The organism is Yersinia vastinensis, from assembly GCF_044905075.1.
In the GTDB taxonomy this organism is placed as follows: Bacteria; Pseudomonadota; Gammaproteobacteria; order Enterobacterales; family Enterobacteriaceae; genus Yersinia; species Yersinia vastinensis.
In genome coordinates, this window is the sequence record NZ_CP173260.1 from 3,023,519 (window position 1) to 3,039,941 (window position 16,423).

Consider the following 16,423-nt stretch of genomic DNA (forward strand, 5'->3'; position numbering starts at 1 on the left):
ATTGACCTCTACTTGATTTATATAAAGCTGCTTTTTTAATTGTTAACTCTTAGCCGAGATCCCTGATGCTGAGGATTCGGGCACTGCCTTTTTAATGGCAACAAATTTATTAGCTAATAGCGTGATAATGCAGGTCAGTACCAAGGTTACTGCCATCACCACTGCCATATAAAAAGCGTTATTTGATAAGAATGGTGAGGCAAACGCAGGAACATAAGCCACACCTTTAATATTGAGTAATCCCAGCAGCATGCCGCCAATACCGGCTGAGAATATTGCTCCAGCAAAGACGACTTTATTCGAGAACATAAACGGATAAGCTGATTCGACGAAAGTCCCAAAGCCAAGGTTAATTAACAGACCCGGAGCCGCCACCGCCGCTTCACTTTTTTCTCGTGGGGCAATAACGTTAGCTAGATTAATTCCTGCCGCCACCATGACTAAACCAACCATATCCACCGCACCAAGGAAACTGACTCCGGATTTTTCCATTTCCAGTAATACCAGTGGCAATATAACGGCATGATACACACCGCCCAAAATAGCTGGCCAAATCACCAAGCCGGCCAGTAATCCCGCTAAGATTGGGCTGAAAGCCAGTGTGGCTTCAATAGCCAATTTGATATAATCGCCAGCGGCTAATGCTAGTGGACTGAGCAGGTAATACATCACCAAACCGGAGAACAAACCGGATAACCCACCCGCGACGATATTGATGGTGGTCATTGGGAATTGCCATTTCAAGCACAACCCGAATAAGTAACGCACCATAATACCGGCACCTATACCACCTAAAATCCCACCAATTAATCCCCCTTCAACCGACAGCACACCTGCAACTACACCAGCCACAATCGATACTTCATCCAGCTCGGAGACTTGTTTTGCCGCAATCACCGCGACAATGACTGGCAGCCCTTTCAACAACAATTCAAAAATTGCATTCAGCGATTGCAGCCCAGGGATATGGCTCAATGCCAGTACAATTGCCATGGCAATAAAACCAGGTAAAGCCGGGATCATAATGCTGCGGATATTGATTCTTTTTAACAGGCTCTTGTTGCTACCCGGTACGCTGACATCACCGCTGCCTAGCACCGGGGTATATTTTATCTGCCAGTATTTGCACAATGAGGCCGTAAAGGAGATAGCACGAGTGCGGCTATTGGTGCCTGTAGTGCCTGATGTAGCAATGACATTCGCCCCTTTCGAGGTGATAATCGCCATCGAAGTACCGCCCGTACCGACTATGGGTATTTTCTTTTCTATTGCTGCCAGAATGGCTTCTTTATTGCTGCGCTCAGGATCTGCACTCATGATAATGATGCCATCAATATCACCAGCACGAATTTGTGCCGCAATTGCCGCATCCGACGATTTAACGGCGTCATTCACCTCAGACAGTTGCCCCTGAAAACTGATACGGGGCTGGTCCTGATCTTCTGCTGTTATGGAATAAACGGCGGCGGCAGTGGTGGGTTTTGCCACATCCATCGATTCTTCAGCAGCAATAAATTGCACGGCGCTGACAGCTAAACCGGCAGAATGGAGTTGGGTATAGATCTCTTGTAAAAGTCGCTCAGGGTATGCACCACCAAGATTGAACAGATTTCCCCCGCTGCTTCCGAGTATTGCTACATTTTTCATGTCGGGCCTCAAAAGATAAGAAATGTTAGAAAGTGTTATTATGTTTTTAACTGCAATTCACAATCACAGAAATAGCCAGACAAAGCAACATTAAACAACATATCTATATTGATTAGCCCCATTAACATGACAGCAATTAATTCCACTAATTAAATTTTAAATTCATAAAGTTAAACTAATATTCTTTAAAATTAAGATAGTATGAAATTTAAAACCACCAAGGTCCATTTTGTGGTTTTATTTTGTTTTGTTGTTTTCGTGATAAGGTTCAAACTATCGATGGGGATATTTCAGGCAGGAACGAAAATACAAAGAGAATGATGGGCAGAATGATTATTTTAGGCAACGGGCCTAGCAGCACATACTACCAAGCCCTATTGCACTATCACGCCGCGGGTCGATAACGCCATAACCAGCGGCCAGTGGACATGCGCCGGTAAAACAACACGCCACGGACTATCCAGTCGAGGAACATCCCCATCCATACGCCCGTGACACCGAATCCCAGGGTGATCCCCAGAATATAGCCAGCAACAATGCGACAACCCCACATGGCAGCTACCGCCACCCACATCGTGTAACTGGCATCTTTTGCCCCTTTCAGGCCAGACGGCAACACCCAGGCCGCCGCCCAGATGGGCATAAACAGCGCATTAATCCAGATAAGATGCTTCACAACCTCGATAACACTCGGTTCATTGGTATACAGCGATGCCAGAAAACCGGCGCTGGGAATAGACAGTAAGGCGATAAAACAAACCCCCAGTGTGGATAGCCAAAAGATATGTTTAAGCTGGCGAATCGGCTGCAAAATTTGCCCTTTCCCCAGACGGGTTCCGATAATAATCGTCGAGGTGTAACCCAGCGCATTGCCGGGTAAGTTAATCAATCCGACGATGGAAAAGGCAATAAAGTTACCTGCAATCACTTCCGTTCCCATTCCGGCAACAAAACGCTGAGTAATCAATTTACCTATGCTAAACATCACCGACTCAACACTGGCAGGGATGCCAATACTCAGAACCTCAAACATAATGGCCGAGGTAAAGGGCATAAAATAAGCCTTAAAAGGAATTCGCAGGGTATTACTGGCCCCAAAAATCAGCACCAGTACCACCACCAATGCACCAATATAGCGAGAAAGCGTAATGCCAATTCCTGCACCAACAAACCCCAATCCCGGCCAGCTAAACAGGCCATAAATCAGCACACTGCTGATAACAATATTGAGAATATTCATGGCGATATTAATAAACATCGGCAATCGTGTATTACCAGCGCCGCGCAATGCTCCACACCCCACCAGCGCTATCGCCATGGCGGGATAATTCCAGACTGTCAATTGCAGATAGGTCAATGCCATCGCCTTAACAGCAGGATCCGCCTGGCTGGCCATCAAATTAATGATGGTTTCCCCAGTAAAATGCACCAGCAATACCAATAACAGCGAGATGAGTACTAAGAGAGAAATAGACTCACGGGCGGCAGTTTGCGCTTGTTTGCGTTTACGTTGCCCTAAACTGAATGAGACCACTACCGATGTTCCGAGTGCGACGGCACCAAAAAATGCAGCAATCAACATATTGAAGCTGTCAGCTAGCCCCACCGCAGCCATGGCTTCTTTACCTAGCCAACTGACCAACAGGGTGCTGAACACCCCCATCAGCATGACACACAACCCTTCAATAAATAGCGGAATAGCCAGTGGTGTTATTTCACGCCAAAACAGCACTCGATAGGATTTTCGCTTTTTGTACCACGCGCTTTCGCGAAAGATTTTCAACTTAACAGTCCCTGAAACCATGTCTATTTGCATACATCCGCGCTTTCCACCACTATGGTGAAATATCCCTATGCGCCGATTTACAAAGGCGATTTCCCACTTTAAATTTTAACGGTTTATGCGTGATAAAAAGTTGATACAAACACCATAACAGAACGGTTAATTAATTTAAATGAAACGCGATTTTACCAAAGCGCCAATGAAATAGTTATGCAATGAAATACACATAAATATGCAAAATACCTTTGACCAAACTCGGGTTTTGCGATATCAATGTAGGCATTGAAACCTTTGCCAGACAGACCTAATTCATACAGGATTTAATTGATGACAACTATTCTCAAACACCTTCCTATTAATCAACGTGTTGGTATTGCTTTTTCCGGTGGTTTAGACACCAGTGCGGCACTGTTGTGGATGCAGAAAAAAGGGGCGATTCCTTATGCCTACACTGCCAATTTGGGTCAGCCTGATGAAGAAGATTACGATGCCATTCCGCGTAAAGCGATGGAGTATGGTGCTGAGAAAGCGCGTCTGATTGACTGCCGTAAGCAATTGGTTGCCGAAGGTATCGCTGCGATTCAATGTGGTGCTTTCCATAACACTACCGCCGGTGTGACTTATTTCAACACTACACCGCTGGGCCGTGCTGTAACCGGTACTATGCTGGTGGCTGCCATGAAAGAAGATGGCGTAAATATCTGGGGTGACGGAAGCACATATAAAGGTAACGATATTGAGCGTTTTTATCGTTACGGTTTGCTGACTAACGCTGAGCTAAAAATTTATAAACCTTGGCTAGATACCGACTTTATCGATGAGCTTGGTGGCCGCCATGAAATGTCTGAATTTATGATTCAGTCCGGTTTCGATTACAAAATGTCGACCGAGAAAGCGTATTCCACTGACTCCAATATGCTCGGGGCAACACACGAAGCCAAAGATCTGGAGTTCCTAAACTCTAGCGTCAAAATCGTTAACCCAATTATGGGCGTGAAATTCTGGGACGAAAATGTCGTTGTCAAAGCTGAACAAGTTTCTGTCCGTTTTGAACGTGGTTATCCGGTTGCGCTGAATGGCGTGGTCATTGAAGACAGCGTTGAATTGATGATGGAAGCCAACCGTATTGGCGGGCGTCACGGTCTGGGCATGAGCGACCAAATTGAAAACCGTATCATTGAAGCCAAGAGCCGTGGCATCTATGAAGCACCGGGGATGGCGTTGCTGCACATCGCTTACGAGCGCCTACTGACCGGTATTCATAACGAAGATACTATTGAGCAATACCATGCCAATGGTCGAGTGCTGGGCCGCCTGCTGTATCAAGGCCGTTGGTTTGATCCACAAGCGCTGATGCTGCGTGATTCAGCCCAGCGTTGGGTTGCCAGCGAAATTACCGGCGAAGTGACGTTGGAATTGCGTCGTGGCAATGATTATTCCATCTTAAATACCGTGTCTGACAATCTGACATATAAACCAGAGCGTCTGACCATGGAGAAAGGGGATTCTGTGTTCTCACCAGATGACCGTATCGGCCAGTTGACCATGCGTAACCTGGATATCACCGATACCCGTGAGAAGCTGTTCAACTATGTTGAAACCGGGTTGTTATCTTCTTCTGCGACCACCGGTTTGCCGCAGGTAGATAATAATAATCTGAGTGCTCGTGGCTTGCAGGATAAACGTAAGTAATTATCGTTTTACCCGTTCAGGGGAGAAGTCCCCTGAACATTCTATCAACCCGCCAGATGATCCCGCCGCTTTAAATCCCTCAACGTAGTACAAGCTCGTGATTTCTCACTAATGACCAGCATCACACTTTCACTCCACAGATCTGTGATAGGCATCATGCACAATTTATAGGTTTTGCCATGTAGTTCGCACTTTACTCGAATAGCACTGTTTCTATCCCAGCCTCTATCCACCCCCCCATTTATTTCGTTAGGGAAATGCTTATGCTCATTTCAAGCTTAAGGCGTAGAAGCATCACACGACAAACTCATCGCCAAATGCCGAATTCTTTGTGGATCGAGCAACAGTTTGAACGTGTAAGGATGGTGCTCCCCAATGGTGAGAAACCACGTCTCCAGTTCGGTGACAAAGTGATGCAGTTTTTGTAATGCGAGTTGGAGTTGCTGCCGCTGCTGGGGATGATCACCATACTTATGGATCCACAGGCGGAGCGCAAAGGCATCCGTGATATGGCTAAAAGCTCGGGTATACCAGAAGGCTCGTTCCCAAGTATCAATAAGGGTCTGTTTGAACGTGTCAGTGAGCGCCATTGCGGGCAATTTCTTGTTCACTTGCGTACGTAGATACTCGGCCAAAAAACGGGATTTTTGCTTTTCCAGTGCGATAAGTTGCATCTGTTGCTCACCAACCACTTCATCGTCAGGGGGCATCAATGGCTGGAAAGATTGTGACCAGTTGGCACTGCGCGTATCCATATGCAGTAGCTGCAGCGCTTGTTCAAAGTCAAAAGGTGGCTGGCTATGACGTTGCAATAGACGGCCGAGCAAACTGGACGTTTTGCATATCCAGTCATAGCTGGAGGTGTAAATGGCAAAGAGATCGTCTATCTCTTGCTGTGGCAGTGGCTGTAGAGAATATGCTGCCAACCACTCAACAAAGATAGCGCGAGGTGAAATGGTGGGAGTACGAATCAGGCGCGCAAGAGCGAACAGATTTAGCTCATTGACGGCCCCCAGTAATGGGTTATTCGGCAGCCATTCCCAGTTGATACGGGCGGTTATCGCCTCAAGTTCGTCACCGAGGGTTTGGGTAGCCCAGTGCAAACGCTTTTGCAATTCGTCCAATAAGCAACATGGGAGCAACGCCCAGCCATACTCGATGCCCCAAAGGTCGAACTCTACCCATTTGCGATAGCCACTTAGGTTGGTCAAGTTTGGGTTATTCGCAAAACCGGGTCGATAGTCCAGTTCTGTGGCCTTCATTGAGGCTCGTACATCATAAGGCAAAGCATCTAACGCCATCTTTAATTGCTGGCGGGGCCACTCTTTGTCCTGATAGTCACGCAAAACTAACTGGCGGCCCTGAAGGCGTAGGCTCTGATAGAGATGCTGAAGTGCTGTTTCCCATTCGGTTCGATGGACAGTGGGTGTCGAGAGGGACAGCCGTAACCCGCGAACCGTAGGCAGATGGCTCAATATTTCCGGCAATGTTTCGCTAAAAAAGAGATTAAGAAATGCCGCCTCATTATGAGAGTCATTGGACAAAAAATATTCGGGGAATTTACGACGCAGCTCGTGGTTATCGGGTGTCGCCTCCCCTTGCAGCCACAATTGAAGATGATTTTCTTCGCAATAGCGCCCCACTTTTTGCAGATATTGCAGGGCGTTATTTCGGGCCAACAACATGTGCTCGACCGTGGCACGTGGGCACCGAGGTGAAGGCTTGGCCAAGAGCGCCAGCAGTGATTGCTGATGCACGATTAAACCATTGCAGGGGAGTTTTTTGATATGACGCATCAGGTCGAGAAACACCTCCCATTGCCACATGGCAGGCGTGTTTATCTCAATAAACAGCAGCGGGACTGGGCTACCCATGATGGTTCTCCTACAAGCTGTATGGGCACGTCATACAAGTGAACGGATAGTAGAACGGGGGTTGTGGTGAGTCAATCGCAGTCCTGTGAATGAGCGAAAGGAAAAAGGAAATGAGTATGAAAACCTATGCACTGGTTGGCGCCGGTGGGCGTTCGGGAATGTATTTGGAGGCAATTGCCACAACTTACCGACCAACGGCGCGTCTGGTTGCGCTGTGTGACACGAATCAGACGCGCATGGATTATGCCAATCACAATCTCGAGAAATGGGGCCATCCCGCAGTAACAACATGGAAAGCCACAGATTTCGAGCAGATGATTGCTCAACATCGGCCCGATGTCGTCATTGTCACCAGTGTGGATCGCACACACGATCACTACATCATTCGTGCCATGGAGTTGGGGTGCGACGTCATCACAGAAAAACCAATGACAATTGATGCCGATCGTTGTCTGGCCATTGTTGACACTGTAGAGAAAACGGGGCGCGATCTGCGCGTCACGTTTAATTATCGATATGCACCGCACCACAGCAAATTGCGCGAGTTAATTCTCAACGGCACGGTTGGCGAGGTCTTTTCAGTACACTTTGAGTGGCTACTAAATACTCAACACGGGGCCGACTATTTTCGTCGCTGGCATCGAGATAAACGCAACAGTGGCGGGTTGCTGGTGCATAAATCTACTCACCATTTCGATTTGGTCAACTTCTGGCTCGATTCCGTACCCGAGTTTGTCTTTGCTCAAGGTGACCTGCGTTTTTATGGCAAGGAAAATGCCGAAAACCGTGGAGTGACCGAGTTTTACCCGCGCTGCCACCGCAATCCACATGCACTCAACGACCCCTTTGCTTTGCATATGGAAGAGCGAGACATGCTCAAGAGTCTGTATCTGGATGCCGAGCACGAAGATGGCTACTTACGTGATCAAAGCGTATTTAGCGATGGCATCAGCATAGAAGACACATTGGCAGTAATGGTGAAGTACCGCAATAAGACCCTGCTGACCTACTCCCTGAATGCCTATCAACCGTGGGAAGGACTAAACATCGCTTTCAATGGCAGTAAAGGGCGGCTGGAAATGAAGCTGGTGGAGAATTCTTACGTCAATGGTGGCGGTGAACGTAAGGAAGAAGGCAGCTTAATGGACTGTGATATCACTTGGTATCCAATGTTCGGTGCGCCAGAACACATCGCGGTGGAGTACGGACAAGGTGGGCATGGCGGTGGTGATGCCCTGATATTAGCAGAACTCTTTGGCAACCCCGGCCCGGATCCCCTCAAGCGACGAGCGGATAGTCATGCGGGGGCGATGTCCATTCTAACGGGCATTTGCGGCAATTTATCCATGCAGCGCAATCAACCTATTTTTATCGATCAATTACCCGTTGGCAGAAAACTTCTGTCGCGGCACAACAGGGAGCAATAACCAATGGCCAAGGGCGACATTTACCCACTCGAATATCATGAGTACATCGATCAAGATACTGGCTCGCGTGTCACCAGACTGACACCACCCAACGTAATCTGTCATCGTAATTACTTCTACCAAAAGTGTTTTCTGAACGAAGGGCGCGCACTGATTTTCGCGGCGGAATTTGACGGATTTCGCAATTATTACCGGCTGGAGTTATCCAGCGGTATAGCGACTCAATTGACCGAAGGCCCGGGTGATAACACCTTTGGTGGATTCCTCTCACCTGACGAGCAGTACCTCTACTACGTAAAAAGTGAGCGTCATTTAATGCGCGTGACGTTACAGGACTTATCAGAGGTCGCGGTATATCAGGTGGCTGATGAGTGGGTCGGTTATGGCACATGGGTCGCTAACTCCGACTGCACCAAGCTGGTGGGTGTGGAAATCCACCGTGATAGTTGGCGGCCCGTCAGCGACTGGACGGTATTCCAGCAGTTTTACGAAGAGCAGCCACTCTGCCGGGTCATTCGAGTCGATTTGCACACAGGGCAGCGCACCACGTTATTACAGGAAAACCAGTGGTTGGGTCATCCTATCTACCGTCCATATGATGATAATACCGTAGCATTTTGCCATGAAGGGCCACTGGATCGGGTAGATACCCGAATGTGGCTGATGAATGAAGATGGAAGCCATATTCGTAAGGTTAAACAGCCCACACCAGGGGAAAGTTATACTCACGAGTTTTGGGTGCCCGATGGCTCCGCCATGATGTACGTTACCTATGTCAAAGACAGTCCGGTACGCTATCTATGCCGGGTCAATCCCGATTCTGGACTGGATGAAAAAATCGTGGCAATGCCACCCTGCTCGCATGTGATGAGCAATGATAATGGGCAATTGGCCGTCGGTGATGGTTCTGGAAAACCTATTGATATCGTCGACAATGACAACTATGGCGATGCCACAGACCCTTATCTTTATCTTTTCGATCTGAAAAACAAGCAGACTCACAGGATAGCCAAGCACAGCAGTTCGTGGGCCGTACTTGATGGCGACCGTCAGGTCACCCATCCTCACCCTTCTTTCACTCCCGATGAGAAAAGCGTGTTGTTCTCCTCGGATAAAGATGGTCAGCCTGCGTTGTACCTAGCCACTCTTCCCGACTCAATTCTCGACAGTATTCAATAATAATAAGAGGGTTTAGCTATGTTAAAGACACCAAGAACCATTGCCGCAATGTTGTTACTCGCCACCTCCGGTATCGTACAAGCAGAAGATGTAGAATTAAGATTCTCATGGTGGGGGGGGAATAGCCGCCATCAGGCAACACTTCAGGCAATAAAAGCATTTGAGCAGCAACACCCCAACATCAAAGTGCAGGCAGAATACGCCGGTTGGGAGGGTTATCTATCACGTTTTACCACCCAGATTGCCGGTGGAAAAGAGCCGGATGTTATCCAAACTAACTGGAACTGGCTGCCGATCTTTTCCAAAGATGGCTCAGGGTTTTATGACCTGCGTAAGCTCGGCAAGACACTGGATCTGACGCAATATGAACCTGAGTCGTTAAAGAGCGTGACGGTCAATGACAAACTCAACGGTATCCCGGTGGCAATGACTGCTCGCAGTTTCTATTACAATAAAAAACTCTGGGAAGAGACGGGGGTCGCCTATCCCCAAAGTTGGGATGAGCTGAAAGCCGCAGGAATGGCCTTTAAAGCCAAGAATGACAATAGCTATCCATTGGTTCTGGACTATATGGAGTCGCTGACGCTTCTGCACTCTTATATGGCGCAGAAATACACTATCTCCGCCATTGATGAGCAAACCGGAAAATTCAATTACACCCCTGCTCAGTGGGAAGAGTTTTTCCAACTGTATAAAGATCTGGTCGACAGCCATGTCTTCCCTTCCATGCGCGTATTGGCCTCCTACGGAAAAGCCAACACTTGGGAAATGAAGCCTTGGATTAACGGAACTTGGGGTGGAATCTATATGTGGAATACCAACGCCACCATGTATGAAAACAGCCTACAGCCGCCGTACAACAAACTCGAGCTAGGGCCATTTTTCATGTTGCCGGGAGCTAAAGATGCAGGTCTATTCTTTAAACCTACGATGATGTTCAGTATCAGCCGGACGACCAAACACCCTGAAGAGGCTGCCTTACTGGTTAACTTCCTGATGAATGAACCTGAAGGGATTAAAGCGATGGGGCTGGAGAGAGGTGTTCCGCTAAGTGAAAAAGCCTATCAGCAATTGGTACAAGACGGCGCAATTCAGGAGAGCAGTATCGCTGTCGCGGGGCTGAAATCATTTATGGCGCTACCCCACAATGTTCCGACTTCCCCTTATTTCGATTACCCACAGTTTGTATCGCTCTACCACGAAACGATTCAAAAGATCGACCAAGGTGATTTATCCGTTAAAGAGGCAGCATCTTCTTTTGCCAAAAATGCCGAGCGAATTATGAAGCGCGCCATGAAATAACGCACATTTTTGCCAATAATGACTCCGTCACAGGCTCCCCGATAACGTCGGGGAGCAAGGCTCTACTCTTTTTCCATGGAATGAGAATATGATTAAATTTAGTGCCACGCTCACCTGCCAATATGACGCTATTTTTTCCCCTTTCAGTGCCACAGATTTTCATCTAGGACTGGCGTGGTTAAAAAAGAGCGGCTTTGACGCCGCGGAGTTGTGTATTGCCGATTATAACGATATTGATATCCAAACCATCGCCAAAGCACTCGCTAGACAGGGTTTGGAGTGTACAACGATTGCCAGCGGTCAGGCACGTAAGCGAGAAGGACTGTCGTTGTTGGCTAAAGACCCCGTGGTACTTCAGCGCACTCAGCAACGGATTTATCGCCATATTGATGCCGCTGCAATACTCGGCTCTTATGTCACCATTGGTTCATTGCGCGCCGCAGGATATCCCCTCAATGCGGAACACTATCGCCATTTGCTAGCTCAAGGATTAAGCCCTTGTCTGGATTATGCCCAAAAATGTGGCGTTACCCTGATTATCGAAGCTCTCAACCGCTACGAGATGGAGCATCTCAACAATGCTGCCGAGATGGTGTCATTCGTTGATTTCATTGGCGCACCATCTCATGTCGGTATTCTATGGGATGTGTTTCATGCCAATATTGAAGACCCACATTTTGCATCCGCAATCCAATTGATGGGAACCCGGCTGCGCCATGTGCATTTTGCCGACTCTAATCGCGCATTTCCGGGTTATGGTCATCTCTCTTTCGATGATATCTATCGACAACTGCTGCATTGCGGCTATCAAGGTGCCATCTCATTGGAGTGCCTCAACAGGCCATCAGCAGAGGTAGTCATTGAGGAGTCGGGGCCATTTATTCAGCGACTGCGTCAGTTATCCGTGGCAAAACCGCTGATGTCTAAAACTCAATATCAGCCACAATGCTAAACACGATGTAGCCCAACGGCTCCCCCCCCATTTGCGGGTAACTCAATATTACTCTCGGCCAGTGATCCCATATTGTTGTACATCGCGCAGGCGGCATCCACTAAATGCATGGCAAGTGCCGCACCGCTGCCCTCACCTAACCGCATGCCCATTTGCAAGTAGGGTTCGAGCTGCAAATGACTCAAGGCAATCACTGCACCTTTTTCTGCCGATAAATGAGAGGGAATCAGATAATCACGTACACCGGGCGCAATGCGACATGCAGCCAAGGCTGAAGCATAAGAGAGAAAACCATCCAAAATGACCGGCAATCCTGCGGCAGCTGCCCCCAGCATGACCCCGGTCATGCCCACCAAGTCAAATCCTCCCACTTTAGCCAGTACGTCAATCCCATCACTGCCATCGGGTTGGTTAGTTTCGATGGCACGCCGCACTACAGCAACTTTGTGATGCAGTTGATCCGTGGGGAAGTTTGCCCCAATCCCCACCACCAGCTGTGGGTCGCTATCGGTAAAGACACTGACCATCGCCGCCGCTGGCGTGGTGTTCGCCATTCCCAGTTCCCCTACAGCGAAAACTTTCACCCCATCTGCAGCCTGTCGCAATGTGAGCATGGCACTGGCCAGCAGTAAATCTTCAGCCTGCTGGCGGGTCATGGCCGCTTCACGGGCAATATTACCGGAGCCACGGGCCACTTTCATATTGAGAACACCGGGCAATTCATCGCAATCAATGCCCACATCGACAATTTTAACTTCAGCTCCGGCATTGGCGGCCAATACACAAACTCCGGTGACACCTTTCACCATATTGAGTGCCTGAACCATCGTCACTACACGTGGCGAGACGGCGACACCTTCATCATAAACACCGTGATCAGCCGCCATCACGATAACTTGCTTACGGCAGACTTGATGACCATACAGACCACGCATCCCGGCCAATTGTACAGCTAACTGCTCCAACCGCCCCAAACTGCCGGGGGGCTTAAGCAGGCCATCGAGTCGTTCTTTGGCGCGAGTCATCGCCTTGCTATCAAGCGGCGAAATGGTGCGTAGGACGGATGAAAGTGTTTGCATGGGTTTAATCTCTGTTTGCAGACTGCCAAGCAGCCCGGCTGTTCAACGCACGCAGCGTGACAAATCCTTCATGGATCTCCAACACACTGTATGCCCCCTGTTCAAAATGAAAATGCCACATCGCGCTCGCCGGCATTAACAGTAAGCGCGCCAACATCAGGCTTAATACCCCCTGATGGGCAACCAATAACTGATTGTTATCTTGGCGATGATCTGATGTAGTTGCTGCGGATAATAGGGGTTGGACCACCCCTTCTATCCGGGTCGAAAATTGTGAAAAAGACTCTCCGCCGGTGGGACTGGCTTGCTGCCAATCGGCAACCCAAGCGGCCCACGCATCAGGGTCTTCCCGTTGTAAATCCTGGTGATGGCGCATCTCCCACTCACCAAAATTCATCTCATTCAATTGAGCATCGGTGTTGGCCTTCAATGGATGGCCTGCCAGCACGATATCGGCCGTATGGCGCGCGCGTATAAGCTGGCTGCTGACACTGTGTGTGAAATCCACATTAGCCAGCCAACCTGCAACCTCTCCGGCCTGCTCCACACCTTGCGGGGTAAGAGCCACATCGGTCAGGCCACAAAATACACCGCGCAAATTGGCTTCTGTTTGCCCATGACGCACCAAAAAAAGTCGCATAACTGCCTCATTAAATGTGGTTATAGCAGTGCCAGCAAGAAGACAAACTCCCCCACTTCGGCTGCCGCGCCCAGCGTGTCGCCGGTTTGTCCACCTAAACGCCGGCGCAAATAAGTTGCCAACAGCAATACCACCACTACAGTGATGATCAACGCCCACAATGCTGCACTGTTGCCGAGCAATAGGGTCAGTATCGCGCCACCCACCAAGGTCACCACGGTTTGTCGGCCGGTGACTTTGCCGATATAAATATTGCCAAGCCCGTTGCCTTCACGAGCATAACGCTGGCGGTACATCAGCAGAACAATCACCGTGCGCCCAGCCACCGAGGCCGCCGTTAGCATGGCAAACATCGACTCATCACGCAGTGCCAGTTCACTGACCACCAGCACCTTGGCCACGACGATAAAAATTAGCGCCAAGCCGCCGTTAGTACCGAGTCGGCTATCACGCATGATCTCCAGTATTTGCTCGCGTTTGCGAGCAGAAAAGACCCCATCACAGGTATCAGCCAGCCCATCAAGATGAAAAGCACCGGTAATCAAGGCCAGTGCCAAAACATAACCCAACGCCGCCAGCGGCACACCGCACCAAGGTGCCAGCAAGGTAAAAACCGCCCCACCAATCACACCAACAATCAGACCAATAAAGGGGAAACCCACAATGCCACGTTCGTAGTTATCCATCGCCAGCCCCTGTGTCCAGCGCTCCGGCACCGGAATACGGGTCATAAACTGCAATGTGGCGAGAAACAGACGCAAACTCATTTAATCTTTACCTCAATACCTGAAACCACTAAGAACACTTCGTCAGCCGCTGCCGCCAAACGCTGGTTGACTCGGCCCGCAATATCACGAAAATGCCGTGCCAGCCGGTTTTCCGGCACAATCCCCATGCCCAACTCATTAGTGACAAGATAAATAGGCGCACGGCTACGGGCGCACGCAGCCAGCAGATCAGTAATCTGTTGCTGAATGCCCACCTCCAACACAGCAAAATCCATTTGCTCCGGCGAGGTATCACCCGCCAACTCGAATAATAGATTGGTAATAAGCGTAGTAATACATTCCAGCATTACCGCTTCATCGGGGTCTAGCTGTTGATCTATCACCGTGCCTAAGTCGCGATACCCTTCCCACGTCCGCCAATGTGCGGGGCGACTGGCGCGATGTAATGCTACTCGCTCGGCCATTTCAGCATCAGTGACCACGGAGGTGGCGATGTAAAATACCCGCTCACACGTCTGTGCTGCCAAACGTTCCGCTAGCGAACTTTTGCCGCTGCGCGCCCCACCGGTAATCAAAATCACTGCGAACACTCCTGCTGGTGGGTTGTCATTAAGGTGAAAATTCTATCAATATCAATATGCTGTCGCATCTGTTCTGCCAGAATATCGAACTGCTGTTTTTTATGTTCGCCATAATCCACTGTCAGGCCACCAAAGGCTGCCAGCCCTTTACGTTGTCGTAGATTGTTCAGCAGTGCGCGGGTAAAGAAGTGGCTGTCGAACAGACCATGAATATAACTGCCCAATACCGTGCCGTCCGTGTTCACCGCGCCATCTACCCAGTGCTCCGCTTGCCCGTTGCGTAACGTCAAGCGCGCAAATGGCATAGCATCCGCTCCAAGATGGGAGGCTCCCATATGAATTTCATACCCCTCAAGTGGTCGATCACCACAGGCGGCTAACATACCCGGCAGGTCAATCTGGCAATAACCACTCACTCGCGTAGTGACTTTATCCTGTGCAAATTGGGTTTCAACGTCCAACAGCCCCAAGCCGTCCATCTGATCAAGTTCCGACTCCACCCCATCAATGATACGTTTACCCAACATCTGGTAACCACCACAGATCCCCATCACTGGCACGCCTTCTTGATGCAGTGCCAGCAATGCTGTCGCCAGCCCGCTGTGGTGTAACCATTGCAAATCACCCAATGTATTCTTGCTACCCGGCAAGATAATCAGATCTGGTTGCCCTAATGCCGAGAGTTGAGAAACATAGCGCACGCGTACATCTGGCTGAGCGGCCAGTGCATTAAAATCGGTAAAATTGGCAATGTGCGGCAGACGAATAACGGCGATATCTAGCGCCTTTTCCGCCGCACCATGATATTTACCATTTTGCAGAGCAACGCCGTCTTCATCTTCCAAATCAATATCCAACCACGGCATCACGCCCAAAACAGGCACATTGGTTAGGGCTTCAATCTGCTCCAAGCCGGGCTTTAATAACGCAATATCACCACGAAACTTATTGATGATGACACCTTTGACTCGCGCTTTTTCATGTGGATGCAGTAACGCTAAAGTGCCATAAATAGATGCAAATACACCGCCGCGATCGATATCGGCCACTAATAAAACAGGGGCATCGGCTATAGCCGCCATGCCCATATTGACGATATCACGATCGCGCAGGTTAATTTCTGCTGGGCTACCCGCCCCCTCCAGCACCATGATGTCATACTCATTGGCCAGACTGTGGTAAACCTCGCTGATTTGCTGCTGCAACTGCGGCTTGTATTGGTGATACTCCACGGCATCCATATTGCAGGCTACTTTGCCCATCAGCACCACTTGTGCTTTGCGGTCACTGGTGGGTTTGAGCAGTACGGGATTCATACGGACATCCGGGGCAATTCCTGCGGCTTCTGCTTGAAAAATCTGAGCGCGCCCCATCTCTTCACCCTGCGGTGTAATCCCCGAATTAAGTGCCATATTCTGCGATTTAAAGGGGGCACAGCGATAACCATCTTGCCTAAAAATGCGGCACAGCCCTGCCACCAACACACTCTTACCGACATCCGAGGCCGTGCCTTGCACCATTATTGATAATTTCACCGCA

General features: G+C 49.2%; 13 protein-coding genes. 5 read left to right on the forward strand and 8 right to left on the reverse strand.

Annotated features, from left to right (window positions below; genetic code table 11):
* Positions 1 to 42: 42 nt before the first annotated feature.
* On the reverse strand, positions 43 to 1,647 hold the full coding sequence (locus ACIOG0_RS14110) for a PTS sugar transporter (protein WP_050098451.1): 1,605 nt from the start codon (positions 1,645 to 1,647) through the stop codon (positions 43 to 45).
* 385 nt (positions 1,648 to 2,032) lie between these two features.
* Positions 2,033 to 3,430: an EmmdR/YeeO family multidrug/toxin efflux MATE transporter gene (locus ACIOG0_RS14115; protein WP_072086575.1), complete on the reverse strand. Its 1,398-nt coding sequence runs from the start codon at positions 3,428 to 3,430 to the stop codon at positions 2,033 to 2,035.
* Positions 3,431 to 3,757: 327 nt separating this feature from the next.
* Between ACIOG0_RS14115 and argG the strand changes: the two genes are divergently transcribed.
* Positions 3,758 to 5,122, forward strand: a complete 1,365-nt coding sequence (gene argG, locus ACIOG0_RS14120; RefSeq protein ID WP_050098453.1) for an argininosuccinate synthase — start codon at positions 3,758 to 3,760, stop codon at positions 5,120 to 5,122.
* Between the two features lie 278 nt (positions 5,123 to 5,400).
* Here the strand turns inward: argG and ACIOG0_RS14125 are convergent, their stop codons facing one another.
* Positions 5,401 to 6,996 (reverse strand): hypothetical protein, encoded by a 1,596-nt coding sequence (locus tag ACIOG0_RS14125; RefSeq protein ID WP_050295485.1) that lies wholly within the window; start codon positions 6,994 to 6,996, stop codon positions 5,401 to 5,403.
* A 116-nt stretch (positions 6,997 to 7,112) separates the two neighbouring features.
* On the opposite strand from ACIOG0_RS14125, the gene ACIOG0_RS14130 reads away from it, so the two are divergent.
* The 4 genes from ACIOG0_RS14130 (at position 7,113) to ACIOG0_RS14145 (ending at position 11,856) form a co-directional block, all read left to right on the forward strand.
* Positions 7,113 to 8,423, forward strand: a complete 1,311-nt coding sequence (locus tag ACIOG0_RS14130; protein ID WP_050098455.1) for a Gfo/Idh/MocA family protein — start codon at positions 7,113 to 7,115, stop codon at positions 8,421 to 8,423.
* 3 nt (positions 8,424 to 8,426) lie between these two features.
* Complete coding sequence (locus ACIOG0_RS14135; RefSeq protein ID WP_128451075.1) at positions 8,427 to 9,602, forward strand: oligogalacturonate lyase family protein; 1,176 nt, start codon at positions 8,427 to 8,429, stop codon at positions 9,600 to 9,602.
* Positions 9,603 to 9,620: 18 nt separating this feature from the next.
* Positions 9,621 to 10,904, forward strand: a complete 1,284-nt coding sequence (locus ACIOG0_RS14140) for an ABC transporter substrate-binding protein (RefSeq protein ID WP_050098457.1) — start codon at positions 9,621 to 9,623, stop codon at positions 10,902 to 10,904.
* An 88-nt stretch (positions 10,905 to 10,992) separates the two neighbouring features.
* Positions 10,993 to 11,856 (forward strand): sugar phosphate isomerase/epimerase, encoded by an 864-nt coding sequence (locus ACIOG0_RS14145; protein WP_050295482.1) that lies wholly within the window; start codon positions 10,993 to 10,995, stop codon positions 11,854 to 11,856.
* Here ACIOG0_RS14145 and cobT read toward each other — a convergent pair.
* Genes cobT through ACIOG0_RS14170 form a run of 5 tightly spaced genes read right to left on the reverse strand, consistent with a single transcriptional unit; the run spans position 11,853 to position 16,419 of the window.
* The gene (cobT, locus tag ACIOG0_RS14150) at positions 11,853 to 12,935 is read right to left on the reverse strand and encodes a nicotinate-nucleotide--dimethylbenzimidazole phosphoribosyltransferase (protein ID WP_128451076.1); all 1,083 of its coding nucleotides are present in this window, start codon (positions 12,933 to 12,935) and stop codon (positions 11,853 to 11,855) included. The genes ACIOG0_RS14145 and cobT overlap by 4 nt on opposite strands.
* A 4-nt stretch (positions 12,936 to 12,939) precedes the next feature.
* Positions 12,940 to 13,575, reverse strand: coding sequence for an adenosylcobalamin/alpha-ribazole phosphatase (locus ACIOG0_RS14155; RefSeq protein WP_128451077.1), 636 nt, complete (start codon positions 13,573 to 13,575; stop codon positions 12,940 to 12,942).
* A 20-nt stretch (positions 13,576 to 13,595) separates the two neighbouring features.
* Positions 13,596 to 14,342 (reverse strand): adenosylcobinamide-GDP ribazoletransferase, encoded by a 747-nt coding sequence (cobS, locus tag ACIOG0_RS14160; RefSeq protein ID WP_128451078.1) that lies wholly within the window; start codon positions 14,340 to 14,342, stop codon positions 13,596 to 13,598.
* Positions 14,339 to 14,884 carry a bifunctional adenosylcobinamide kinase/adenosylcobinamide-phosphate guanylyltransferase gene (cobU, locus tag ACIOG0_RS14165; RefSeq protein WP_050098462.1) on the reverse strand — a complete coding sequence of 182 codons (546 nt, stop codon included), beginning with the start codon at positions 14,882 to 14,884 and terminating at the stop codon, positions 14,339 to 14,341. Before cobU ends, cobS begins: the two co-directional genes overlap by 4 nt.
* Complete coding sequence (locus ACIOG0_RS14170) at positions 14,881 to 16,419, reverse strand: cobyric acid synthase (protein ID WP_128451112.1); 1,539 nt, start codon at positions 16,417 to 16,419, stop codon at positions 14,881 to 14,883. The genes cobU and ACIOG0_RS14170 overlap by 4 nt, the downstream gene beginning before the upstream one ends.
* Positions 16,420 to 16,423 lie beyond the last annotated feature (4 nt).

Bases quoted from the DNA above. Each gene is read 5' to 3' on its own strand.
- ACIOG0_RS14110 (WP_050098451.1), bottom strand. From the start codon at position 1,647: ATGAAAAATGTAGCAATACTCGGAAGCAGCGGGGGAAATCTGTTCAAT.
- ACIOG0_RS14155 (WP_128451077.1), bottom strand. From the start codon at position 13,575: ATGCGACTTTTTTTGGTGCGTCATGGGCAAACAGAAGCCAATTTGCGC.
- ACIOG0_RS14125 (WP_050295485.1), bottom strand. From the start codon at position 6,996: ATGGGTAGCCCAGTCCCGCTGCTGTTTATTGAGATAAACACGCCTGCC.
- cobT (WP_128451076.1), bottom strand. From the start codon at position 12,935: ATGCAAACACTTTCATCCGTCCTACGCACCATTTCGCCGCTTGATAGC.
- ACIOG0_RS14135 (WP_128451075.1), top strand. From the start codon at position 8,427: ATGGCCAAGGGCGACATTTACCCACTCGAATATCATGAGTACATCGAT.
- cobS (WP_128451078.1), bottom strand. From the start codon at position 14,342: ATGAGTTTGCGTCTGTTTCTCGCCACATTGCAGTTTATGACCCGTATT.
- argG (WP_050098453.1), top strand. From the start codon at position 3,758: ATGACAACTATTCTCAAACACCTTCCTATTAATCAACGTGTTGGTATT.
- ACIOG0_RS14130 (WP_050098455.1), top strand. From the start codon at position 7,113: ATGAAAACCTATGCACTGGTTGGCGCCGGTGGGCGTTCGGGAATGTAT.
- ACIOG0_RS14145 (WP_050295482.1), top strand. From the start codon at position 10,993: ATGATTAAATTTAGTGCCACGCTCACCTGCCAATATGACGCTATTTTT.
- ACIOG0_RS14140 (WP_050098457.1), top strand. From the start codon at position 9,621: ATGTTAAAGACACCAAGAACCATTGCCGCAATGTTGTTACTCGCCACC.